We start from the raw sequence: 23,470 nt of genomic DNA, 5'->3' as shown, positions 1-23,470 counted from the left end.
GCGCGTAGCGCGGCAGGAGGGTTGAGGTTACGGAAGGGTGACGGGTGGGGGTGGGTGGTGGCCCGCGTCAGCCGGTTCTCCGCCCGGGTGAGCCGTAGGCTCGCCCCATGAATGACGTGCTGAATGACGCGAGCGGGCAGCGGCGGATCGAGGTTCTGGCGGAGCTGACGCCGGAGCGGGCGGAGGAGGTGTCGCGGCTGCTGGCCGAGGCAGCCGCGGAGGACGGCCAGTCGGCCGTCTCCGAGCAGGGCCGGTTGCAGCTGAGGGGGCGCCGGGCGGGGGTGCGGCATGTGCTGCTGCACGATGCCGGCGGGCGGTTTGTGGCCTATGGGCAGCTGGAGGAGAGCGATCCGGTAGAGGCCCCGGCGGCGGAGCTGGTGGTGCGCCCGGCGTACCGGGGGCGCGGTCATGGACGGGCGCTGGGGAACGCGCTGTTGCACCAGTCGGGCAAGCGGCTGCGGGTGTGGGCGCATGGTGGGCACCCGGCGGCCCGGCATCTGGCGCAGGTGCTGGGGCTGAGCCTGTTCCGTGAACTGCGGCAGATGCGGCGGCCGCTGGAGAATCTGCGGCTCGCCGAGCCGGTGTTCCCGGAGGGGGTGTCGGTACGGACCTTCCGGCCCGGCGCGGACGACGCGGCATGGCTGGCGGTGAACGCTGCCGCCTTTGCCCACCACCCCGAGCAGGGGTCGCTCACCCAGCGGGATCTGGACGACCGCAAGGCGGCGGGCTGGTTCGACCCCGAGGGGTTCTTCCTGGCGGAGCAGGGCGGGGAGATCGTCGGCTTCCACTGGACGAAGGTCCATGCCCAGGAGGGGCTCGGCGAGGTGTATGTGCTGGGTGTGCGGCCCGGTGCCCAGGGCGGGGGGCTGGGGAAGGCGCTGACGGTGGTGGGGCTGCGGCACCTGGCGGAGCAGGGGCTGCCGACGGCGATGCTCTATGTGGACGCGGACAACGCGGCCGCGGTCGCGGTCTATGAGCGGCTGGGGTTTGTGACCCATGAGACGGACCTGATGTACCGGAGCGAGAGCTGAGTGCACGCCATCCGGTCCATGCATGTGACAGCGCATTTGACAGCGCATGGGCACACCCTGCACCCTTTCACTAGTCAAGTAGTGGAAGGGTGATGGCGGCGTGATCGAATTCCGCATCGAGCGGCGCAGCGGAATCGCCACCTACCTGCAGATCGTCCAGCAGGTGAAGCAGGCCCTGCGGCTGGGCCTGCTCGCCCCGGGCGACAAGCTGCCGACGGCCAAGGAGGTCGTCGCCGCCACGGCCATCAACCCCAACACCGTCCTGAAGGCATACCGCGAGCTCGACCGCGAGGGCCTGGTCGAGGCACGCCCCGGGCTGGGGACCTTCGTACGGCGTTCGCTCGCCCGGCCGGGGGCAGCCGCCGACTCGCCCCTGCGGGCCGAGCTGGCCGAGTGGATGGCGCGCGCCCATGACGCCGGGCTCGACCGGGAGGACGTGTCGGCGCTGGTGGCGTCCGTCCTTGCGGAGAGCTTCGACGGCGTGCGGCCCGGATCACAGAGTCCGGATCACAGAGTGTGGACAAGGAGATCGGATGACTGACCTGGCCTTTCCACCCGGCGACACCGCCCTGGAGGCGGTCGGCCTGGGTGTCAGGTACCGGCGCGGCTGGGCGCTGCGCGACTGCTCGTTCCGGGTGCCCGCCGGGCGGGTGTGTGCGCTCGTCGGGACCAATGGGGCGGGAAAATCCACCCTGTTGTCGACCGTCGCCGGGCTGCGGCGCGCGGACGCGGGCTCACTGGAGGTGCTGGGCGGCCGTCCGGGCTCGGAACAGGTCCGCCCAAAGATCGCCTACCTGGCCCAGAACAAGCCCCTGTACTCGCACTTCACCGTCGCGGACACGCTGCGCATGGGTCTGGAGCTGAACCCGGGCGGCTGGGACCAGTCCGCCGCCGAGCGGCTCGTCCGGCAGGGCAACCTGCCGTTCGACGCCCGCGTCGGCCAGCTCTCCAGCGGCCAGCGGACCCGGGTCGCGCTCGCCCTCGCCTTCGGCAAGCGGCCCCAACTGCTGCTGCTGGACGAGCCGATGAGCGATCTCGACCCGCTGGTGCGGCACGAGATGATGGCCGCCGTGATGGCCGAGGCGGCCGAGCGCTCCACCACCATCGTGCTGGCCTCGCACATCGTGGCCGAGCTCGACGGGGTCTGCGACTACCTGCTGCTGATATCCGGCGGCCAGGTGCGGCTCGCGGGCGAGGTGGAGGACCTCCTCTCCGCGCACACCCTGGTGATGGGGAAGCACGAGGGCGCCGGGCAGCCGGGGGCGTTCGCCGCGCATACGGTCGTCGAGACCCGGACGACGGGACGGCAGGTCACCGCCTTGCTGCGGACCGACGGTCCGCTGGCCGGGCAGTGGGACGCCGCGCAGCCCTCGCTGGAGGAGCTGCTGCTCGGCCACCTCCGCGCGCCGGACGTCCCGGCGCTCCTCACCCCGGATGCCGAGCCGCGCTCAGGAAAGGCGGCGGCATGACGACCGTCAGCGGGGCTCGTACGGTCCCGCGCAGATTCGGCCCGCGCGGGCTCACCTGGCTGGTGATACGGCAGCACCGCACCACCGGGTGGATCGCGCTGGGGCTGCTTGCCGTCCTCATCGGGTTGCTGGTGTGGCTTCGGATGGACATGGCCCACTACGGCGGCCGCTGGACGGAGCTTCGTGACACCTGCGTGCGATCATCCTGCTCCCTGCCGCACGACGAGGCTTACCAGCAGATTTCCGATACTTACGATCGGTGGCATCGTGACGCGTCCCTGACGCACTACATCGGTCTGGTGGTGCAGTACCTGCCGTTCGCGGTTGCCGCGTTCGTGGCCGGCCCCCTGGTCGCGCGCGAGCTGGAAAGCGGCACCTTCTCCATGGTGTGGACGCAGTCGGTGAAACCGCTGCGCTGGTTCGCGGCCAAGCTCGCGCTGTCGACCGTGGCCGTGCTGGCCGGGGTCTCGCTGCTCTCCGCCGTCTACACCTGGGCCTGGTCGTCCGAGCCGGCCAACGCGCCGGACGCCGATCGCTGGTACGCGTTCTTCGGCGCGCTCGGGCCGGTGCCCGTGGCCGGAGCCCTGCTCGGCATCGCGCTCGGAGCGCTGGTGGGCCTGCTGGCCAGGCGTACGGTACCGGCCATGACCGTGGCCCTGGTGGCCTATGGCGCGCTGCGCTGGGCGCTCGGGCAACTGCGTCCGCACCTGATGACCCCCAAGACGGAGACCTACGCCAAGCTGCCGGGCTTCGACTGGCCCGAGGACGGCCGGGGCTGGTCGCTGACGCGCGGGATCATCACCCGCACGGGTGAGCGTCTCTCCGGCGCCCAGTGCGATCTCCACTTTGCCGCGTGCGAACGGCAGTATCCCGGACACACCTGGTACATCGACTACCAGCCCACCTCCCACCACTGGCCGCTGGCCTGGGCGGAGAGCGGAATCCTGGTGGCCGTGGCCGTGCTGGCCGCGGTGGCCGCTGTCCGGGTGCTGCGGCGCACCCAGCCCTGATCCCGTACCCGCGAGCCGGCACGGGCCGGGGGCCGGTTTCCCACACGCCATGTGGGCGTTACCCGTGATTCAACCTGGGTTGCGAGCCTTGCCGAATGCAGCCCGTTGCCCCCCACCCCCGCGCCCGAAGGCTTCGCGCAGCTCCCGGGCCGCCCTTCGACGAGACCGGATCGTCCGCGGAGCGGAACAATGAGGGTATGACCCAGTCCGCAGAGTCCTCGGATCTCCCGAGCGCCCGGGACCACGACCAGCCGCCCGGCGACCGGTACGGGCACCCGCAGCCCACGGTCGGGTTCATGGCCGCGCACCGCCCCCCGGTCGCCTTCTCCCCGGTCGTGCCGGAGCTGGAGCCCGACCTGGACGTCGACCTGGACGCCTATGCCAGCGAGGGGGCGCCGGCCCATGTCGGTGACAGCGGCGAGATCGACTATGTGGACGGGTACGAGCGGCCCGAGGACGCCGCGGCCCGGGACACCGAGCCGCTGCCCGAGGGGCGGTTCCTGGACCGGGAGCGCAGCTGGCTGGCCTTCAACGAGCGGGTGCTGGAACTGGCCGAGGACCCGGCCACCCCGCTGCTGGAGCGGGCCAACTTCCTGGCGATCTTCGCCGGCAATCTGGACGAGTTCTTCATGGTGCGCGTCGCCGGACTCAAGCGGCGCATTGCCACCGGTGTGGCGACCCGCTCGGCCTCCGGGCTGCAGCCGCGCGAGGTGCTGGAGCTGATCTGGACCCGCTCGCGCGAGCTCATGGCCCGGCACGCCGCCTGCTACCAGCAGGACGTCGCCCCCGAGCTGGCCGAACAGGGCATCCACCTGATCCGCTGGCCCGAGCTGACCGAGAAGGAACAGGGACGGCTGTTCACCCTCTTCCGGCAGCAGATCTTCCCGGTGCTCACCCCGCTGGCCGTCGACCCCGCGCACCCCTTCCCGTATATCTCCGGCCTCTCGCTCAATCTGGCGGTGGTGGTCCGCAACCCGGTCAGCGGGCATGAGCACTTCGCGCGGGTGAAGGTCCCGCCGCTGCTGTCGCGGTTCCTGGAGGCGTCCCCGCAGCGGTATGTCCCGCTGGAGGACGTGATCGCCGCCCACCTCGAGGAGCTGTTCCCCGGCATGGAGGTGCTCGCGCACCATATGTTCCGGGTGACCCGCAACGAGGACCTCGAGGTCGAGGAGGACGACGCCGAGAACCTGCTCCAGGCGCTGGAGAAGGAGCTCATGCGGCGCCGCTTCGGCCCGCCGGTGCGGCTGGAGGTCGAGGAGACCATCGACCCCTATGTACTCGACCTGCTGGTACGGGAGTTGAAGGTCTCCGACGCCGAGGTCTACCCGCTGCCCGGCCCGCTCGACCTCACCGCGCTGTTCGGCATCGCCGCCCTGGACCGGCCCGAGCTGAAGTACCCCAAGTTCGTGGCGGGCACCCACCGCGACCTGGCCGAGGTCGAATCCGCCTCCGCCCCCGACATCTTCGCCGCGCTGCGTGAGCGGGACGTGCTGCTGCACCACCCGTACGACTCCTTCTCCACCTCTGTGCAGTCGTTCCTGGAACAGGCGGCCGCCGACCCCGATGTGCTCGCCATCAAGCAGACGCTGTACCGGACTTCGGGCGACTCGCCGATAGTCGATGCCCTGATAGACGCGGCCGAGTCCGGCAAACAGGTGCTCGTCCTGGTCGAGATCAAGGCCCGCTTCGACGAGCAGGCCAACATCAAGTGGGCGCGCAAGCTGGAGGAGGCCGGCTGCCATGTGGTCTACGGGCTGGTGGGGCTGAAGACGCACTGCAAGCTGTCGCTGGTGGTGCGGCAGGAGGGCGACACCCTGCGCCGCTACTCCCATGTGGGCACCGGTAACTACCACCCCAAGACCGCGCGGCTGTATGAGGACCTCGGCCTGCTCACCGCCGACCCGCAGGTCGGCGCCGACCTCTCCGACCTCTTCAACCGGCTGTCCGGCTACTCCCGCCGGGAGACCTACCGGCGGCTGCTGGTGGCCCCCCGGTCGCTGCGCGACGGGCTGGTCGCCAGGATCACCAAGGAGATCGCCCACCACCGGGAGGGGCGGCCCGGCTATGTCCGCATCAAGGTCAACTCGATGGTCGACGAGGTCGTGGTCGACGCCCTCTACCGCGCCTCGATGGCCGGGGTGCCGGTGGACGTCTGGGTGCGCGGCATCTGCGCCCTGCGGCCGGGCGTGGTCGGGCTCTCGGAGAACATCCGGGTGCGCAGCGTCCTGGGCAGGTTCCTGGAACACTCCAGAGTGTTCGCGTTCGGGCACGGTGGAGAGCCCGAAGTATGGCTCGGCAGCGCCGATATGATGCACCGAAACCTGGACCGGCGGATCGAGACGCTGGTCCGGGTCACCGACCCCACGCACCGCGCTTCCCTGAGCCGGCTGCTGGAGCTCGGAATGTCCGACCGTACGGCCTCCTGGCACCTGGGCCCGGACGGCTGCTGGACCCGGCACGCCACCGATGCCGACGGACAGCCGCTGCGGAACGTGCAGGAGATGCTCATAGACGCCCGGAGGCGCCGGCGTGGCTCAGCAACCCCATGACTCGCCGGTCACCACCCGGCGACTTCCGCTGCCCCCGACCGATGCCGGAACCGCGGGTGAGGCCCTCGCCCGCTATCTGCACGCCCAGGCCACCGAGTTCCTGTGCAGCCTGCGGCTGCACGGCGACAGCGGGAACGACGCCGAGTGCGCGGCCGAGGCGGTGCGGCTGCTGCGCGGTTCGGCCCGCCGGATCGCGGGCGTGCTGCAGATCTGCCGGCCGATGACGGACGTGGCCTGGAGCGACCAACTCCGCGCCGAACTGCGGTGGCTGGGCGAGACCCTGGGCCGCGAGTACGCCTGTGCGGCCCGGCTGGCCCGGCTGCGGGGCGCGCTGCACCGGCTGTCCGGCCCGCCCGGCGACACCCCCGCGGCCGCCACCCTCACCGTGGGCGCGGCCCGCGCCGGGGCGCTGCTGGAACGGCAGTTGACCCTGGCCAGGACCCGGGCGCACTCCGCCGCGCTGCAGGCGCTGGGCTCCGCCCGCTTCCATGCGGTCGCGGACGCCGTCGCGGTGCTCTCCTCCGAGCCCCCGCTGGACTCCGCCGCCTACGACCTGCGCGCCCGGGAGGCACTGCCGCTGCTCGTCGAGCAGGCGCACCGGCTGCTGGTGGAGGCCGTGGAGCAACTGCCGCTGTCGGTGGCCGGGCTGCCGTACAACGCGGAGGCCCTGGTGCACGGCCTGGCCGCCACCCCCGCCGCCGACTCCCCGCCCGCCGAGACCCGCCAGGACGCGCCCTGGCACCAGGCACGGCGGCTGGTCCGGCTGCGCCGCTACGCCCAGGAGGTGCTGGACGAGCAGCGGCACATCGAGGCGGAACCCTCGCTCTCGGTAGGCCTGTTGAACGCCGGGCAGGCCCTGGACCGGCACCGCGACGCGGCCGAGGCGGCCGCCTCGGCCGCGTCGGCGGCCCGCACCCCGCGGATCGCCCCGGCGACGGCGTACGCTCTCGGTGTGCTGCACGCGGATCAGCGTCATGAGGTGGAAGCGGCTCGTTTTGCATTCGGGCGGGTCTGGCAGCGGCTGGCGGTGGCCCGGTGAGGGAACAGACCGTCCGCGCCGCCGGCTGTGTCCTGTGGCGCCGGGCCCCGGGGGGCGGGGATATTGAGATCGCCCTCATCCACCGTCCAAAATACGGTGATTGGTCCCATCCCAAGGGCAAGCTCAAGCGCGGCGAGGACGCATCGGTCGGTGCGGTGCGCGAGGTCCGTGAGGAGACCGGCATGGAGTGCGTGCTGGGCGCCGCCCTGCCCACCGCCTACTACCTGGCGAACGGGCGCCCCAAGGAGGTCCGTTACTGGGCGGCCGAGTGCGCGGGCGGCGAGTTCGAGCCCAACCGGGAGGTCGACCGGCTGGTGTGGCTGTCGCCGTCGGCCGCCCGCCGGTGCCTGACGCACGAACGGGACCGGCCGCTGGTGGACGCGGCGTTGGGGGCGGTGACGCCGTAGACTGGCCGTCCGTTTGTCGCACACGGAGGCGAAACAACCGGTGGCCATCCTTGAGTTGAACCTGCTCGGTACGCCCGACACCGACCCGGACGAACTCCACGACCTCTGCGCCAATCTCCGCATCCACCTCCTCGAACTCGACGTGGACGACGTCCGGTCGGTCACCTCGGGCGCCGTCCCCGAAGGCACCAAGTCCGGCGAGGCCGTCACCGTCGGCGCCCTGGCCGTCGTCCTTGCCCCCGTCCTGCTGCGCGGCGTCCTGCAGACCATCGAGACCTGGCTGAAGAACCGCCCCCTGCGCAAGGTCACCGTCACCATGGGCGACCGGAGGATAGAGCTGGACCACTCCTCCCGCGAGGACCGGCGCCTGCTGGTCGAGGGCTTCGTCAGAGCCGCCGCCGAGGACCCCGAAGATGCCGGGTGACCGAAGAGCGCTGCTCATCGCCACCGGCCGGTACGACAGACCCGAGTTCGCCCAACTGCGCTCGCCCGCCCAGGACTCGGCCGGGCTGCGGGCCGTACTGGCCGACCCGGCCCTCGGGAACTTCCGGGTCGACACCCTGCTCGACCCCCCGGCCGCCGAGATGTCCCTCGCCCTGGAGCGCTTCTTCGGCCACCGCCACCGTGACGACCTGCTGCTGGTGCACATCTCCTGCCATGGCATCAGGGACGACGACGGCAGGCTCTACTTAGCCGCCCGCAACACCGAGCGGGAGGCCCCCAAGTCCACCACCGTGTCCGCCGAGTTCCTGCGCGACCAGATAGCACACTGCCGGGCCCGCCGCATCGTCCTCCTGCTGGACTGCTGCTACAGCGGCGCCTATCTGCCGGGCGCCAAGGGCGACGACCTGGTCGATGTGAAGGGCGAACTGGGCGGCGGGCGGGGCGTGATGGTGCTCACCGCCACCAACCGCAGGGAATACGCCTGGGAGGGTGACTCCCTCGCCTCCAGCGACCCACAGCCCTCACGCTTCACGGGTGCCGTGATCGAGGGGCTGCGCACCGGGGCGGCCGACCTCGACGGCGACGGCCTGGTCACCGTGGACGAACTCTACGGCTATGTGTATGACGCGCTGCTGAGCACCGGGGTCCGCCAGTCCCCGCAGAAGTACGGGCAGTTCGAGGGCCGGGTGGTGATCTCGCGGGCGCCCGGTGGCGCGGTCCCGGCCGGAGCAGCCGAGGCCAGGGGCCGCCGCCGGAGGCTGGTCCCGCTGTTCGTCGGATGCCTGGCCGTGATCGCGGTGACCCTGGGACTGTGGCCGGGGCTGCTCCGGGGCGGCCCCGCGGAGCGGGGGGCGGTCCACCAGGCCGGGCAGGAGACGCGGAAGCGGCTGGGGTTGTCGCCCAACACCGTGGCGGCCTCCTCGCTGGACACGCTCGACGGCCTGCTGAAGGGGCGGAGGGCCGGCGTCGACGAGGTGCTCGGGAGCGCCGGCAGGCGCATGCGCACCGCCAAGGACTGCCTCCGCGAGGAGATCGCCGCACTTCCGCCGGGGGTGGCCGGGGACTCCGTCCACTGCTGGGACAAGGCGGACGCGACCGCGCAGAACTGGTCCCCGGAGGGCCTGGCTTCCTCGGGCAAGGTCATCCTGTCGGGGTGGTTCCACCACGACTACGCCTGCAACGCACAGGAGGACCCGGAGGACGTCTGCGAGGACCAGGCCGACGGCGACCGGAACATGGCGCGCATCGCGTTCATCGACGCCCGGGACGGCGCCGACTACCGCTATCAGTGGGTGGTGCCGGTCATCCCGGCCGTGAAGGGCGAGGGGTTCTCCCGGTTCGGCGCTCGGATGGGCGGCATGGCGTGGTGGGGCGACAAGCTGATCGTCACCGCCTCCGAGGACGACGAGAGCCACAACGCCCTGTATGTGTTCTCGACACAGCGCATCTACCGGGCGGATGACACCACCACCAAGGACGTCGGCCGCACCGGCCGGGGCTCGGCCGTCCACGGCTACCGCTACCTGATGCCCGCGATCGGCTCCTACCAACTGCCCGGGAAGTGCGCCCGCACCACCCACGCCGACCGCGTCCCCTGCTTCGACGGCCTGGCTCTGGACCGCACCACCCACCCGGCCACCCTGGTCGCCACCGAGTCCACCGCACCGGGCACGGACGCCCAATCCCACGTCATGCGCTACCAGTTGGACGAAACCCGGCGGCAGCCCATGCCGCTGCTCCTCAAGGGCGACGGCTCCGCCCGCCCCACCGAGGTGTGGCGGACCGACCCGGCCGGCCTGCGCGGCGCGTTCTCCCTGGACGGCGTCCTCTACGCTCCCGGCACCGAGGACGCACCCGGCACCGAGCACACGCCCGGTGCCGAGCACACGCCCGGTGCCGGGAGGCCCGTCATCCGGCGGATGGTCCCCGACGGCACCCGGCCCGCCCGGGCGCCCTGGGCCCGGCACCCCGGTGGCCTGGCGGTGGACCCGGACCGGGTGTGGGCGCAGACCCGGTGGGCCAGGAACGCCCGGGGTCGCTGGCCCACCAGGAACCCGGTCGGCGAACGGGTCCTGTTCGCCGTCCCGCTCAGCGGGCTCCGGGAGCGCTTCGCGGACGCACGGCCTCCCAGCGCACGGTGACCTCGCCCTGCCGCCACCGGCGCGGACCGTCGGTCAGCGGCCAGTCGCCCGCCAGCGCGGACACCGCCCGCACCCAGCGCTGCCGGGCGCCCAGCGCCGCATAGGGCGCGGCGGCCGCCCAGGCCCGGTCGAAGTCGCGCAGAAAGGCATGCACCGGCTCGCCCGGCACATTGCGGTGGATCAGCGCCTTGGGCAGCCGTTCGGCCAGGTCGGAAGGGGTGCCCAGGGAGCCGAGCCGGGCCGCGAAGGTCACCGTGCGGGGGCCTTCCGGGCCCAGCGCCACCCAGGCGTGGCGGCGGCCGATCTCATCACAGGTGCCCTCGACCAGCAGCCCGTCGGGGGCGAGCCGGGCGCACAGCCGGGACCAGACCGCGGCGACCTCGTCCTCGTCGTACTGGCGCAGCACATTCGCCGCCCGGATCAGCACCGGCCGCCGCCCGGCGGCCAGCGGCACCTCGAAGCCCCCGTGGGCGAAAGACAGGCCGTCCCGCTCGTAGGGCTTGGCGGCCGCGACCCGCGCGGGGTCGATCTCCACGCCGACGACCTCGGCGTCGGCCCGTACCCGGCGCAGCCGTCCCAGCAGTTCCACGGCCGTCCAGGGCGCGGCGCCATAGCCGAGGTCGACCGCGACGGGGTCGGCGCTGCGCCGCAGCGCGTGCTCCTGGGCGGCGGCGATCCAGCGGTCCATGCGGCGCAGCCGGTTGGGGTTGGTGGTGCCCCGGGTCGCCGAACCGACGGGGCGGTGGGGCGGGGTGGTACGGGCGGCCATGGTCCAGAGCCTATGCGGCTGCGTCCCGGTCCCGGACGGTGAGGGGTCCATCACTCTTTGGTAACGCGGAAATGGGCGCCCGCTTCCCCGTGTTTATCGGTTGACAGTTGGTCTACGCCCCCACATACACAGGCCACGGAGGACTGGAACGGTGAGCCAGTACGCAGCACGGTTCCGCGCACGTACGCCCGGCCCCTTCGCCAAGCCGCAGCTCCTGCGCCGCGCCGGACCGAGGAGGCCGCGCCGGATAGCGATGCTCAGTGTCCATACATCACCGCTGCACCAGCCCGGCATGGGCGATGCGGGCGGCATGAACGTCTATATCGTCGAGCTCGCCAAGCGGCTCGCTGCGATCGGCATCGAGGTCGAGATCTTCACCCGGGCCACCACCGGCGTCTTGCCGCCCAGCGTGGAGCTGGTGCCGGGGGTGCTCGTCCGGCACATCGACGCCGGGCCCTACGAGGGGCTGTCCAAGGAGGAACTGCCCGCGCAGCTGTGCGCGTTCACCCACGGTCTGATGCAGGCCTGGGCGGGCAGTCGGCCCGGCTATTACGACCTGGTGCACTCCCACTACTGGCTGTCCGGCCATGTCGGCTGGCTGGCCGCCGACCGCTGGGGGGTGCCGCTGGTGCACGCCATGCACACCATGGCCAAGGTCAAGAACGCCGCCCTGGCGGCCGGCGACCGGCCGGAGCCGGCGGCCCGGGTCATCGGTGAGACGCAGATCGTCCGGGCGGCGGACCGGCTGATCGCCAACACCGACGAGGAGGCCGCGGAGCTGGTACGGCACTATGCCGCGGACCCCGCCAAGGTGGCCGTGGTGCATCCGGGCGTCAACCTCGACCGCTTCCGGCCCGCCGACGGCAGGCCGGCGGCCCGGGCCCGGCTGGGCCTGCCCGCGGATGCGCTCGTTCCGCTGTTCGCGGGCCGTATCCAGCCGCTCAAGGCCCCGGATGTGCTGCTGCGCGCGGTGGCCGTGCTGCTGGAGCGGTACCCGCGGCTGCGCTCGCGGATCGTGGTGCCGGTGGTCGGCGGGCCGAGCGGCAGCGGGCTCGCCAAGCCGGAGGGCCTGCAGAAGCTGGCCGCCCGGCTGGGCATCGCGGATGTGGTCCGCTTCCGCCCGCCGGTCGGGCAGGAGCAGCTGGCGGACTGGTACCGGGCGGCGTCCGTGCTGGTGATGCCGTCCCACAGCGAATCGTTCGGGCTGGTCGCGGTGGAGGCCCAGGCGTGCGGCACCCCGGTCGTCGCGGCGGCGGTCGGCGGTCTGCCGGTGGCCGTACGGGACGGGGTGAGCGGCTTTCTGGTGGCCGGGCACGATCCCGTGGACTACGCCGGGGCGCTGGCCCGCTTCGTGGCGGAGCCGGCGCTGGCGGACACCATGGGCGCGGCGGCGGCCCGGCACGCCCGGTCGTTCGGCTGGTCGGCGGCGGCCGCCGCCACGGCCGAGGTCTACTCCGCGGCGATGGGCGAGCGGCGCCGTCGCCTACGCTCGGCACATGTCTGACGCCAAGACCATCATCGAGCGGACGCTCAACGAGGCCGCCCTGGAGTGGGAGAGCCCGGCCGACGGTTCGTATGTCGTGAAGCTGCCGGGCACCCGCAAGCTGTCGACGACCGTGTCGCTGATCGTCGGCAGGCACTCCCTCTCCGTCAACGCCTTTGTGGTGCGCCGCCCCGACGAGAACCACGAGGCGGTGCACCGCTGGCTGCTGGAGCGCAACACCCGGCTGTACGGGGTGGCTTACGCGGTCGACCGGCTCGGTGACATCTACCTCGTGGGGCGGCTGCCGCTGGCCGCCGTGACGGCCGAGGAGATCGACCGGATCCTGGGCGTGGTGCTGGAGAACGCCGACGGCAGCTTCAACACCCTGCTGGAGATGGGGTTCGCGAGCGCGATCCGCAAGGAGTACGCCTGGCGCACCGCCCGTGGCGAGTCCACCCGCAACCTGGAGGCCTTTGAGCGGCTGACCAAGGACGCCGACTGAGGCGGCCTCAGGCCGGCGTCGCATCGTGCCGGGCGGCGGGCTCGGCCGCCGTGGCCGTGACGGTGGGCGTCGGCGGGAGGTTGCGCATCAACAGCCAGTACCCGGCGGCGGCGACGGTGCCGAGCACCGCACACCCGGCCCATAGGACGCCGGACCCGAAGTGGTCGATCACCGAGCCGCTGGCGAGCGGCGAGATCAGGGTGGCCAGGGTCCAGGAGAGGGAGAAGACGCCCTGGTAGCGGCCGCGGCCGTGGACGGGCGAGAGCCGGGCCACCAGCCCCATCTGGGTGGGGGAGTTGATGATCTCGCCGAGGGTCCAGACGCAGACGGTCAGCATATAGAAGGGGATCGAGCCGGCGAGCGCGGTGAGCCCGAAGCCGTACCCGGCGAGCAGGGCGGAGACGATCAGCAGCCGTTGGGGGTCGCGGTGTTCGATCAGCCGGGTCACCGGGATCTGGACGATCACGATCAGGAAGCCGTTGACCGCCTCGACCATGCCGTAGTCGCCGCTGGAGAAGCCTTCCCGCCCCATGGTCACCGGGAGGGCGATGGACGACTGGGTGAGTATCAGGGCGATCAGGAAGGCCAGTCCGGTGACGCCCATGAAGCGCCGGTCCCGCAGCACGGTGCCCAGGCTGACGGCGGGTTCGTCCCCGGCCGGTCCGGCCGGCTGTTCCGGACGGGATTCGGGGATCTTGAAGAAGCAGAGGACGGCGCAGACCAGCAGCATGATGGACTCGCCGAGGAAGCCGATGAGATAGCTGTACTCGGCGATGAAGCCCGCCCCGGTCGCGGCGATGGCGAACCCCAGGTTGAGCGCCCAGTAGTTGAGGGCGTAGGCCCGTATCCGGTCCTCGGGGCGCACGATGTCCGCCATTATCGCCTGCACCGCGGGCCGTGAGGAGTTGCTCGACAGGCCCACCAGGAAGGCGACGGCCGCGATGGCCACGGGATGGTGCACAAAGCCCAGCAGGGCCACCGAGCCGGCGGTGGAGAGCTGGGCGATCAGCAGGGTGGGCCGCCGGCCGAGCCGGTCCGCCATCACCCCGGCCACGATCGAGGCCACCACGCCGCCGAGCCCCACCAGGGCCACGACCAGTCCGGCGTAGGAGGCCGAGAAGCCGCGCTCATGGGTCAGATACAGCGCCAGGAACACCGAGACGAACGAGCCCAGACGGTTGATCAGGGTGGAGGTCCACAGCCACCAGAACTCCCGGGGCAGCCCCGCAACGCTCGTTCTCACGGCCTGACTGACGCGCGCTCTCACCAATGCCCCCGAACGTAAGTGGCTTTGCCTCGCCGGGCACCTTACGGTCTGGTGGCGTGCACACGCCATTCAATTGCGGTAATGCGTCAATCGTCCGGAGCCCCGGAGAGGGCGGCGCTGTGGACGGCACCGCCCGCACCGTCGTCTACGCTCAAAGGCATGGCCGACGCACCGTACAAGCTGATCCTCCTCCGCCACGGCGAGAGCGAGTGGAACGCGAAGAACCTGTTCACCGGCTGGGTGGACGTCAACCTCAACGAGAAGGGCGAGAAGGAGGCCGTCCGCGGCGGAGAACTGCTCAAGGATGCCGGCCTGCTCCCGGACGTGGTCCACACCTCCCTCCAGAAGCGCGCCATCCGCACCGCGCAGCTGGCCCTGGAGGCCGCCGACCGCCACTGGATCCCCGTGCACCGCTCCTGGCGGCTGAACGAGCGCCACTACGGCGCCCTGCAGGGCAAGGACAAGGCCCAGACCCTGAGTCAGTACGGCGAGGAGCAGTTCATGCTCTGGCGCCGTTCGTACGACACCCCGCCGCCCGCCCTCGAGGACGGCTCCGAGTTCTCCCAGAGCGACGACCCGCGCTACGCCTCCATCCCGCCGGAGCTGCGCCCGCGCACCGAGTGCCTCAAGGACGTCGTCGTCCGCATGCTGCCCTACTGGTACGACGGCATCGTCCCGGACCTGCTGGCCGGCCGCACGGTCCTGGTCGCCGCGCACGGCAACTCGCTGCGCGCCCTGGTCAAGCACCTGGACGGCATCTCCGACGCCGACATCGCGGGCCTGAACATCCCCACCGGCATCCCGCTCTCCTATGAGCTCGACGCCGGCTTCCGCCCGGTCGTCCCCGGCGGCACCTACCTCGACCCGGAGGCCGCCAAGGCCGCCATCGAGGCCGTGAAGAACCAGGGCAAGAAGAAGTAGCCGGTACGCGCCCGCACTTCGGACGCGAGAAGAGCCCCCGGCCGGATGACACCGGTCGGGGGCTCTTCCCGTGAGTGACGTGGGCAGTGCGTCAGCCGCAGCCGCCGCCACACTGGCAAGGGCCGCCGTTCTGGCAACCGCAGCTGCAACCGGGGCCGCACTGGCATCCGCTCATGTGGGTACCTCCTCGCTGGGTGGTCTGCCTGCCCCCACTCAACGCCTGCCCGGGTCGGCCGTCAATGCGCATGCTGGACGAATGTGCGGGTGCATCTGGGGCGCATGGAAGCGCGTGGGGGGCTGCCGAAGCGCCTAAGGCGCCTCTCCCGCGCCCGGCTGACCCGTCGGCTGCTGTCGCTCGTCCACGTGTTCGCCGGTGACCAGGTAGACCACGCGCTTGGCGACGGACACCGCGTGGTCCGCGAAGCGCTCGTAGTAGCGGCCGAGCAGGGTCACATCGACGGCCGTCTCGATGCCGTGCTGCCAGCGGTCGTCCATCAGATGCTGGAAGAGCGCTCGGTGCAGCAGGTCCATCGCGTCGTCGTCCTGCTCCAGTTGGAGCGCAAGGTCGACGTCCTTGGTGATGATGACCTCACCGGCCTTCGCCATCAGCCGCTGTGCCAGCTGGCCCATCTCCAGCACCGTCGAGTGCAGATCACGCGGCACCGCGGGCTCCGGGAAGCGCAGCCGGGCGAGCTTGGCGACATGCTGGGCGAGATCGCCGGAGCGCTCCAGGTCGGCGCTCATGCGCAGTGAGGTGACGACGATGCGCAGGTCGGTGGCGACCGGCTGCTGCCGGGCGAGCAGGGCGATCGCCCGGGCCTCCAGATCGCGCTGCAGGTCGTCGACTCTGGCGTCCCCCGCGATGACGGCCTCCGCGAGCTTGAGGTCCGCGTCGAGGATCGCCGTGGTGGCCCGCCCGATCGCGGAGCCGACGAGCCGCGCCATTTCGACCAGGCCGTCGCCGATCGAATCCAGTTCCTCGTGGTACGCGTCCCGCATGGCCTGACCTTCTCTCGTTCTGATGACGATGGGGCGGGGGTGCTCATTGGGCTCGGTGCCCGCCCACGCTTCCACGTTCCGGCCGAAACGCGACGGCCACCGGCCTCCGGAGTGAACCACCACCGACGTCAAGGTGAACTCTCGGCAACGTATGTTCGAGACGCCACCCATTTGGCTGTGGAGGTGTCCGTGCGCCCGCATAACCTGGAGCCATGAACGTGGACGCGGCCGTCGCCGCAGCGGCAGCACTCGCCGGGCTGTGCACCGGCGTGATCGCCATGCTGGCGTTCCGCTGGAGCGAGCGCGACCAGGCCCGCCCGACCCGCAGCTCACTGCACACCGACGCGGTGCTGCCACCCGGGGTGGACACCGTGCTGTCCGTGCTGCGGTCCTCCGCCGTCGTCCTCGACGAGGGCGACGCCGTGGTCAAGGCCAGCTCGGCGGCGTATGCCCTGGGGCTGGTGCGGGGCGGCAAACTCGCCGTGGAGCCCATGCTCCAGATGGCCCGCGACACTCGCCGGGACGGCGAAATACGCCAGGTCGAGCTGGACCTCCCGCGGCGCGGCACCGGCCGCGGCGAGGCACTGGCGGTGTCCGCCCGGGTCGCCCCGCTGGGCTCCCGGCTCGTCCTGCTGCTCGTCGAGGACCTCACCGAGGCCCGTCGCATCGAGGCCGTGCGCCGTGACTTCGTCGCCAATGTCAGCCATGAGCTCAAGACGCCGGTCGGCGCCCTGTCGCTGCTCTCCGAGGCCGTGATGGACGCCTCCGACGACCCGGAGGCGGTCAGCCGCTTCGCCGGGCGGATGCAGATCGAGGCCACCCGGCTGACCAACCTGGTCCAGGAGCTCATTGACCTCTCCCGGGTGCAGAACGACGACCCCCTGGAGGACGCCGAGCCGGTGCGGGTGGACGAGCTGGTCGCCGAGGCCATCGACCGCTGCCGGCACCAGGCCGGCACCAAACAGATCTCTATGGCTTCGAATGTCTGGGCGCCCGAAGGGCTCGATCAGGGTGCCGGCGGGCGACGGGAGGGCGGTACCGCGGGCCTGCACGTCTGGGGCAACCGCGGCCAGCTCGCCGCCGCCCTCGGCAACCTCGTCGAGAACGCCGTCAACTACAGCCCCGCCCACACCCGGGTGGGCATCGCCGCCCGCCGGGTCGCCGCACCGGGTGGCGATCTGATCGAGATCGCCGTCACCGACCAGGGCATCGGCATCTCGGAGAAGGACCGCGAGCGGGTCTTCGAGCGCTTCTACCGCGTCGACCCGGCACGCTCCCGCGCCACCGGCGGCACCGGCCTCGGCCTGTCCATCGTCAAGCATGTGGCCGCCTCGCACGGCGGCGAGGTCACCGTCTGGAGCGCCGAGGGCCAGGGCTCCACCTTCACCCTGCGCCTCCCCGAGGCGGGCGCGGTCCGTGCCCGCCGCTCCTCCGCCGTCAACGGCCACGGCGACGCCGCCTTCGCCGACGACGGCCTTCCCGCCAGGGAGACCCTCCCGTGATCCCCCTCGTCAGCCACCAGACCGCACCACCCGGGGGCACCGCCCCCCGACCCCCCATGTGCCACCCCCAGACCCGACCGGAGGTCGCCCCGTGACCCGAGTGCTCGTCGTCGAGGACGAGGAATCCTTCAGCGACGCATTGTCCTACATGCTCCGCAAGGAGGGCTTTGAGGTCGCCATCGCGACCACCGGGCCCGAAGGGCTGGACGAGTTCGAACGCAACGGCGCCGACCTGGTCCTGCTCGACCTGATGCTGCCGGGGCTCCCCGGCACCGAGGTCTGCCGGCAGCTGCGCGGACGCTCCAATGTGCCCGTCATCATGGTCACCGCCAAGGACAGCGAGATCGACAAGGTCGTGGGTCTGGAGATAGGAGCCGACGACTATGTCACCAAGCCCTTCTCCTCACGCGAACTGGTCGCCCGCATCCGCGCCGTGCTGCGCCGCCGGGGCGAGCCGGAGGAGGTCACCCCCGCTGCACTGGAGGCCGGCCCGGTCCGGATGGACGTGGACCGCCATGTCGTCACGGTCTCCGGCGGCAAGGTCGATCTGCCGCTCAAGGAGTTCGACCTGCTGGAGATGCTGCTGCGCAACGCGGGCCGGGTGCTCACCCGGATGCAGCTCATCGACCGCGTCTGGGGCGCCGACTACGTCGGCGACACCAAGACGCTCGATGTGCACGTCAAGCGGTTGCGCGCCAAGATCGAGCCCGACCCGGGGGCTCCGCGCTACCTGGTCACGGTGCGCGGCCTCGGCTACAAGTTCGAACCGTAGGAGAAACAGCGGGAGGGCCCGGAAGCCATCCGCTTCCGGGCCCTCCCGCGCGTCCGTCAGTGACCGGCGTGCGCGGACTCGCCCGGCTCCGGCGAGGCCTTGCCGTGCTTGCCCTCCTTGCCCCCCGCCGCACCGGACGGCTTGGCGGAGGCCGAGCCGCTCGGCTTGGTGCCCGGGGCACCCGGCTTGCCCGACTGCGTGGCGGTGGCGCCCTCGCTGGGACCCCACTCCTTGAAGTAGCTCTTCGCCGGGACGACGAACGCCCCGATGCGCACATCGCCCGTGCTGCCGAAGGTGAAGGCGAGCTGCAGCTGCTCGCCGTCCTTCAGCCCCTCCCGGCCGCTCGGCAGTACGGCGGACGCGTTGCCCTTGCCGCCCAGGATCACCGAGCCGCGGGCCGGCACCACGAGGGGGCCGGAGCCCTTGGCGGGCGTGAGCTTCACCGTCGTGTTCTTGCCGATCAGCTTGACCGACTTCAGCTCCTGCGCGGTGTCACCGTTGTTGAACACCTTGCCGGTGATGACGGCCGGGCCGGTGGCGGTCGCCTCCGGCTGGGTGATCACGTTGACGTTCTGCAGCTTGATGTCGCCGACCGAGGTGGCGGCGTTGTCCGGCTTGACCTCCAGCGTCTGCGCGTTGGTGCCCGCTGCGCAGGCGGAGAGCGGTGCGATCGAGAGCACGAGGGCGGTGGCGGCGAGAGTGCCGCGTCGAAGGCTGCTGCTCACGGCGGCGGCATCTCCTTGGACGAAGTCGAAGTAAGGGGTGTGTCAGCGCGCTTAGGTTACCGAGCCGCGATCAGGCCACCGCACCCGACCCGCCTCTCCCGGCCCCGCTCGGCTCCCGTCGTCCATACGGCCGATGTGCGGCCGGAATTCACCTGTCGCCCCGTGGCGGAAACCCGGTGAACCCGATGAAGCGGACATGAACCCGAAGGAGGCCGTCCGGCCGGATTATCGGTAAGGAATGCACAGGCCAACCGGAAACGTTCCGAGAATTGATCAAGTTCGGCTTGATCAATTCGAGAATCCACCCGGAGAACGCTCCCCGCGCCCCGAACGGAGTACCGGAAGTGAGCCGACCGGACCCCGGCAAAACGGGACGTTCGGCCGCTCGCGACCCCACTCGGGTGCGTGTAACGTGCGCGTTTCACTTCCCCCGGACAACCGCTCCGACCTGCGAATACCTGCTTCCGGAAGGTTGCCGCAGCACGTTCCAGGCGCTGTTGTCAAGCCCCGAGATACGCCCTGACCTGCGGAAACGCCATTCAGAACGGGCACTTCCCGTGTTAGACTGGATAGCCACGGAAGGGGTACCTGTCACATGACGTTCAAGGTTGGCGACACCGTGGTCTATCCCCATCATGGGGCCGCGCTGATCGAGGCCATCGAAACTCGCCAGATCAAAGGCGTGGACAAGACCTACTTGGTGCTGAAGGTCGCCCAGGGTGACCTGACGGTTCGGGTGCCGGCGGACAATGCGGAGTTCGTCGGCGTTCGCGATGTGGTCGGCCAGGACGGGCTCGACCGGGTCTTCGAGGTGCTCCGCGCGCCATACGCGGAAGAGCCGACGAACTGGTCCCGTCGCTACAAGGCAAACCTCGAGAAGCTCGCCTCCGGCGATGTGATCAAGGTCGCCGAGGTCGTGCGCGATCTGTGGCGTCGCGAGCGTGAGCGCGGTCTCTCCGCCGGTGAGAAGCGCATGCTCGCGAAGGCGCGGCAGATCCTGGTGAGCGAGCTCGCCCTCGCGGAGAACACCAATGAAGACAAGGCCGAAGCCCTGCTCGACGAGGTCCTCGCGTCCTGACGCACAGGTGCCGGATGCCGTGACGTCCTCCGGGGCGAAGCTCTCCGGAGCTCTTCCGGACGTCGGCGGTTGCGGACGCAGAAGTGCCGCGGTGCCCGCATGATGACGAGATCATCCGGCGGGCGCTGCGGCATCTCCGTTCCACGCAGTATGGGTTCCACGCGGTATTGCGGTGTGCCGGGGCCGGGCAGCCGGGACCAGTCGTCACGGAAGGGGCTGGTCCAGGCGGAGCGCCCGGCATTCCCCCCGAGCTCTACGAGCAGGGGGCACCCCCAGGCAATACCCAACTCGGCCGAGGAAGCAAACCTGAACGCCAACGCAATGTCTGATCGAGCCGATGTCACGCCCCTGCGCACCGCGGTGGTCATCCCGGCGGCCGGCCGTGGGGTCCGGCTCGGCCCGGGCACGCCCAAGGCGCTGCGCGCCCTGAGCGGGACGCCCATGCTCGTCCACGCGGTACGGGCCATGGCGGCCGCGCGCACGGTCTCGCTCGTGGTCGTGGTCGCCCCGCCGGACGGTGAGGCACCGGTGCGCCGGCTCCTGGACGAGTTCCCGCTCGCGGGTGACCGCACCGAGGTGGTGGTCGTCACCGGCGGTGAAACCCGGCAGGAGTCCGTGCGGCTGGGCCTCCAGGCCGTCCCCGAGGACGTCACCACCGTCCTGGTGCACGACGCCGCGCGCCCGCTGGTGCCCGTCGAGACCGTCGACGCCGTCATCGCGGCCGTCCGGGAAGGAGCGCGCGCCGTGGTGCCCGCGCTTCCGCTGGCCGACACGGTCAAGCAGGTCGAGCCCCGTACGGGCGCCGCGGCGGGGGAGCCCGAGCCGGTGGTCGGCACCCCCGAGCGGGCGCTGCTGCGGGCCGTGCAGACCCCGCAGGGCTTCGACCGCAGCACGCTGGTCGCGGCGCACGAGCGGTTTGCGCACGCCGCCCTGGCGGGCAAGGGCGCCACGGACTGCGCCGGGCTGGTGGAACGGCTCGGCGTCCAGGTCGTGGTGGTCCGCGGCCATGAGGAGGCGTTCAAGGTGACCCGGCCGCTGGACCTGGTCCTGGCCGAGGCGGTACTCGCCCGCAGGAGGGCCAACGATGGTTTCTGACCCGCCCCCGATGCCGCTGGTCGGGATCGGCACCGATGTGCACGCCTTCGAGGAGGGCCGCGAGCTGTGGTGCGCGGGCCTGCTCTGGGCGGACGCCACGCACGGCCTGGCCGGGCACTCCGACGGCGACGTGGCCGCGCATGCCGCCTGCGATGCGCTGTTCTCGGCCGCGGGCGTCGGTGATCTCGGCGCGCACTTCGGTACGGACCGGCCCGAGTGGTCGGGCGCGGCCGGTGTCACCCTGCTGGCCGAAGCCGCCCGGATTGTCCGGGAGGCGGGCTTTGAGATCGGCAATGTGGCGATCCAGGTGATCGGCGTACGGCCCAAGATCGGCAAGCGGCGGGCCGAGGCGCAGCGGGCGCTCTCGGCCGCGGTCGGCGCCCCGGTCTCGGTCGCCGGCACCACCAGTGACGGTCTGGGGCTGACCGGTCGCGCCGAGGGGCTGGCGGCCGTCGCCACCGCCCTGGTCTTCCGGACGGGTATTGCCGGGTAAGGCCTGCTCGGGCCCGCTCGCTGGCATACGGTGACCGGTGAACCGATACTTCGCGAGGGAAGGACCGGAAGGTGTCAGCCGAACTCTCGGACGACTTGAAGAAGTACCTCGACGACTACCCCGTCTTCGCCAACATCGCGACGATCCAGCCGGACGGCAGCCCGCAGCTGTCGGTCGTCTGGGTCAAGCGGGACGGCGACGACCTGCTGATCTCCACGACCGTCGGACGGCGCAAGGAGAAGAACCTGCGCCGCGATCCGCGGGTGACCGTTCTGGTGAACCCGCCGAACGCGCCTTACACCTACGCCGAGATCCGTGGCGTGGCCACGCTCGGCAGCGAGGGCGGGGCGGAGCTGATCGACGAGCTGTCACGGAAGTACACGGGCAAGGACTACGCCGACTTCAACCCGGCGGCCAAGGAGGACGCTCCGCGGCTGGTCGTCCGCATCACTCCGAGCAGAGTCGTCGGCTCCCTCTGAGCCGGCTCAGGGGCCGTCCGACTTGCTCGCGCCCACCCGGTCGGCCTCGGCCTTTTTATAGGGCTCGGTATTGTGCCGGTGGTCGCGGGGCTCCTGCAGCACCGCTGTCAGCCGGTTGAGCCGAGCGGTCTTCCCGGGCGTGGGGGGTGCCGAGTTGCGCCGCATCTCCTCGATGCCCCTGAGGGCCGCCCGGCGCAGCCGCTTGCCCAGCGGGCGCTCGATGCAGCGGTGGATGAGCCAGGCGGCGGCCAGCATCACCACGATGAGCCCCAGGACGAGCAGGGGGGCGGGCACGCGCTCGCGCAGCCCGTGGATGATGGTCATTCCGATGTACTGGTGGATCAGGTAGAGCGGGTAGGTGAGCGCGCCCGCGGTCGTCAGGCGCCGCCATTGCAGCCGGTCGAAGTAGCCCAGCGCGATCAGCGCCAGCAGCGTATAGGCGAGGACGAGGATCAGCGAGGCGGGCCAGGTGGCGACCGAGGAGTTGGTGTTGTCGGAGACCCGCTTGGGCACATGGTGCAGGGCGAGCAGCAGGGACATCGCCACGATGCCCCAGAGCAGGGCCGTGGGCTTGAACCGGTGCATCAGGTAGAAGGCGATCCCCGCGATGAAGTGCGGTGCGTACAGCGGCATGGCCCAGAACTCGAGCAGTTTGCTGTCCGCCGCGTGCGCGGTGACCGCGGCGACCGTCCACAGGCCGCAGAAGAGGACGCACTTGCGGTAGGTGACGCCGGTGGCCACCACGATCGCGAAGAGGACGTAGAACTTGAGCTCGATGAACAGCGTCCAGTAGACGCCGTCCACGTCCCATACCCCCAGGCCCTGCTGGAGCATCGTCAGATTGGTGAGGACGGTGTCCCAGTTCTTTACGCTGCGCACCTGTGGCCACAGGGTGATGACCCCAGCGGTCAGCAGGACCGCGAACCAGTAGGCGGGATAGATCCGGGAGATCCGGGAGGTCACGAACTCGCCCAGGGTCCTGCCCCAGGTGCTCATGCAGATGACGAAGCCGCTGATCAGGAAGAAGACCTCGACGCCCAGCCAGCCGTACCGGGTGAACGGCCGCAGGTGCGGAAAGATCTCGTCGGGGTTCTGGCCCCAGCCGCCGTACAGGGCGGTGTAGTGGAAGACCACGACCATGAGGGCCGCCAGCAGGCGGAGCCCGTCGAGGACATACAGCCTGGGTGCTTGGTGCGGGACGGCTGCCCGGCCGCCATCGAGTCCACCTCGGCCGGCCAAACGCATGTCGTCCACTCCCGTTGCCTAGTCGGATGGTCGTATGCAGGGGGTGCGCC

23 protein-coding genes are annotated in these 23,470 nt (G+C 71.2%); 18 read left to right on the top strand and 5 right to left on the bottom strand.

Going from position 1 to position 23,470, the window contains the following annotated elements; all coding sequences use genetic code 11:
- Positions 1–107: 107 nt before the first annotated feature.
- The 9 genes from mshD to ABCR83_RS26550 all read left to right on the top strand — a co-directional run bounded on the left by mshD (position 108) and on the right by ABCR83_RS26550 (position 10,090).
- The gene (gene mshD, locus ABCR83_RS26590) at positions 108–1,031 is read left to right on the top strand and encodes a mycothiol synthase (protein ID WP_462697728.1); all 924 of its coding nucleotides are present in this window, start codon (positions 108–110) and stop codon (positions 1,029–1,031) included.
- 103 nt (positions 1,032–1,134) lie between these two features.
- A complete protein-coding gene (locus tag ABCR83_RS26585) occupies positions 1,135–1,572 on the top strand; it encodes a GntR family transcriptional regulator (protein WP_462697740.1) in 438 nt (145 codons plus the stop codon).
- The gene (locus tag ABCR83_RS26580; protein WP_462697727.1) at positions 1,565–2,500 is read left to right on the top strand and encodes an ABC transporter ATP-binding protein; all 936 of its coding nucleotides are present in this window, start codon (positions 1,565–1,567) and stop codon (positions 2,498–2,500) included. Before ABCR83_RS26585 ends, ABCR83_RS26580 begins: the two co-directional genes overlap by 8 nt.
- Positions 2,497–3,510: an ABC transporter permease gene (locus ABCR83_RS26575; RefSeq protein WP_462697726.1), complete on the top strand. Its 1,014-nt coding sequence runs from the start codon at positions 2,497–2,499 to the stop codon at positions 3,508–3,510. The genes ABCR83_RS26580 and ABCR83_RS26575 overlap by 4 nt, the downstream gene beginning before the upstream one ends.
- Before the next feature lie 197 nt (positions 3,511–3,707).
- On the top strand, positions 3,708–6,059 hold the full coding sequence (locus ABCR83_RS26570; RefSeq protein ID WP_462697725.1) for an RNA degradosome polyphosphate kinase: 2,352 nt from the start codon (positions 3,708–3,710) through the stop codon (positions 6,057–6,059).
- Complete coding sequence (locus ABCR83_RS26565; RefSeq protein ID WP_462697724.1) at positions 6,040–7,098, top strand: CHAD domain-containing protein; 1,059 nt, start codon at positions 6,040–6,042, stop codon at positions 7,096–7,098. The genes ABCR83_RS26570 and ABCR83_RS26565 overlap by 20 nt, the downstream gene beginning before the upstream one ends.
- Complete coding sequence (locus ABCR83_RS26560; RefSeq protein ID WP_462697723.1) at positions 7,095–7,505, top strand: NUDIX hydrolase; 411 nt, start codon at positions 7,095–7,097, stop codon at positions 7,503–7,505. The genes ABCR83_RS26565 and ABCR83_RS26560 overlap by 4 nt, the downstream gene beginning before the upstream one ends.
- A 40-nt stretch (positions 7,506–7,545) precedes the next feature.
- On the top strand, positions 7,546–7,929 hold the full coding sequence (locus ABCR83_RS26555) for a hypothetical protein (protein ID WP_462697722.1): 384 nt from the start codon (positions 7,546–7,548) through the stop codon (positions 7,927–7,929).
- Positions 7,919–10,090 (top strand): caspase family protein, encoded by a 2,172-nt coding sequence (locus tag ABCR83_RS26550; protein WP_462697721.1) that lies wholly within the window; start codon positions 7,919–7,921, stop codon positions 10,088–10,090. Before ABCR83_RS26555 ends, ABCR83_RS26550 begins: the two co-directional genes overlap by 11 nt.
- Here the strand turns inward: ABCR83_RS26550 and ABCR83_RS26545 are convergent.
- A complete protein-coding gene (locus ABCR83_RS26545; protein ID WP_462697720.1) occupies positions 10,038–10,859 on the bottom strand; it encodes a methyltransferase domain-containing protein in 822 nt (273 codons plus the stop codon). The genes ABCR83_RS26550 and ABCR83_RS26545 overlap by 53 nt on opposite strands.
- Positions 10,860–11,010: 151 nt before the next feature.
- On the opposite strand from ABCR83_RS26545, the gene mshA reads away from it, so the two are divergent.
- Both mshA and ABCR83_RS26535 read left to right on the top strand, forming a co-directional pair.
- A complete protein-coding gene (gene mshA, locus ABCR83_RS26540; protein WP_462697719.1) occupies positions 11,011–12,363 on the top strand; it encodes a D-inositol-3-phosphate glycosyltransferase in 1,353 nt (450 codons plus the stop codon).
- Positions 12,356–12,844 carry a type III secretion system chaperone family protein gene (locus ABCR83_RS26535; RefSeq protein WP_462697718.1) on the top strand — a complete coding sequence of 163 codons (489 nt, stop codon included), beginning with the start codon at positions 12,356–12,358 and terminating at the stop codon, positions 12,842–12,844. The genes mshA and ABCR83_RS26535 overlap by 8 nt, the downstream gene beginning before the upstream one ends.
- A gap of 7 nt (positions 12,845–12,851) precedes the next feature.
- Here the strand turns inward: ABCR83_RS26535 and ABCR83_RS26530 are convergent, their stop codons facing one another.
- Positions 12,852–14,087 carry an MDR family MFS transporter gene (locus ABCR83_RS26530; RefSeq protein WP_462697717.1) on the bottom strand — a complete coding sequence of 412 codons (1,236 nt, stop codon included), beginning with the start codon at positions 14,085–14,087 and terminating at the stop codon, positions 12,852–12,854.
- Positions 14,088–14,270: 183 nt separating this feature from the next.
- On the opposite strand from ABCR83_RS26530, the gene ABCR83_RS26525 reads away from it, so the two are divergent.
- On the top strand, positions 14,271–15,032 hold the full coding sequence (locus ABCR83_RS26525) for a phosphoglyceromutase (protein ID WP_462697716.1): 762 nt from the start codon (positions 14,271–14,273) through the stop codon (positions 15,030–15,032).
- Positions 15,033–15,341: 309 nt separating this feature from the next.
- Here the strand turns inward: ABCR83_RS26525 and phoU are convergent, their stop codons facing one another.
- On the bottom strand, positions 15,342–16,031 hold the full coding sequence (gene phoU / locus ABCR83_RS26520; RefSeq protein ID WP_462697715.1) for a phosphate signaling complex protein PhoU: 690 nt from the start codon (positions 16,029–16,031) through the stop codon (positions 15,342–15,344).
- A 212-nt stretch (positions 16,032–16,243) separates the two neighbouring features.
- Here phoU and ABCR83_RS26515 point away from each other — a divergent pair, with 212 nt between their 5' ends.
- Positions 16,244–17,533, top strand: a complete 1,290-nt coding sequence (locus tag ABCR83_RS26515) for a sensor histidine kinase (RefSeq protein ID WP_462697714.1) — start codon at positions 16,244–16,246, stop codon at positions 17,531–17,533.
- Between the two features lie 91 nt (positions 17,534–17,624).
- Entirely contained in the window at positions 17,625–18,305 is a 681-nt protein-coding gene (locus tag ABCR83_RS26510) for a response regulator transcription factor (RefSeq protein WP_142217884.1), read from the top strand.
- A gap of 56 nt (positions 18,306–18,361) precedes the next feature.
- On the opposite strand, the gene ABCR83_RS26505 is transcribed toward ABCR83_RS26510, so the two are convergent.
- Positions 18,362–19,030, bottom strand: coding sequence for a DUF461 domain-containing protein (locus ABCR83_RS26505; RefSeq protein WP_462697713.1), 669 nt, complete (start codon positions 19,028–19,030; stop codon positions 18,362–18,364).
- 595 nt (positions 19,031–19,625) lie between these two features.
- On the opposite strand from ABCR83_RS26505, the gene ABCR83_RS26500 reads away from it, so the two are divergent.
- The 4 genes from ABCR83_RS26500 (at position 19,626) to ABCR83_RS26485 (ending at position 22,175) form a co-directional block, all read left to right on the top strand.
- Entirely contained in the window at positions 19,626–20,108 is a 483-nt protein-coding gene (locus tag ABCR83_RS26500) for a CarD family transcriptional regulator (RefSeq protein WP_003953493.1), read from the top strand.
- 321 nt (positions 20,109–20,429) lie between these two features.
- Positions 20,430–21,203 (top strand): 2-C-methyl-D-erythritol 4-phosphate cytidylyltransferase, encoded by a 774-nt coding sequence (gene ispD, locus ABCR83_RS26495; RefSeq protein ID WP_462697712.1) that lies wholly within the window; start codon positions 20,430–20,432, stop codon positions 21,201–21,203.
- Positions 21,193–21,696 carry a 2-C-methyl-D-erythritol 2,4-cyclodiphosphate synthase gene (gene ispF, locus ABCR83_RS26490; protein WP_462697711.1) on the top strand — a complete coding sequence of 168 codons (504 nt, stop codon included), beginning with the start codon at positions 21,193–21,195 and terminating at the stop codon, positions 21,694–21,696. The genes ispD and ispF overlap by 11 nt, the downstream gene beginning before the upstream one ends.
- 71 nt (positions 21,697–21,767) lie before the next feature.
- On the top strand, positions 21,768–22,175 hold the full coding sequence (locus ABCR83_RS26485) for a PPOX class F420-dependent oxidoreductase (protein WP_462697710.1): 408 nt from the start codon (positions 21,768–21,770) through the stop codon (positions 22,173–22,175).
- A gap of 6 nt (positions 22,176–22,181) precedes the next feature.
- On the opposite strand, the gene ABCR83_RS26480 is transcribed toward ABCR83_RS26485, so the two are convergent.
- Positions 22,182–23,420 carry an acyltransferase family protein gene (locus ABCR83_RS26480; protein WP_462697739.1) on the bottom strand — a complete coding sequence of 413 codons (1,239 nt, stop codon included), beginning with the start codon at positions 23,418–23,420 and terminating at the stop codon, positions 22,182–22,184.
- Positions 23,421–23,470: the final 50 nt, after the last annotated feature.

The organism is Streptomyces xingningensis (assembly GCF_054957865.1).
The sequence above is the reverse complement of the archived record's forward strand: the minus strand, read 5'-3'. Positions and strand labels throughout refer to the sequence as shown.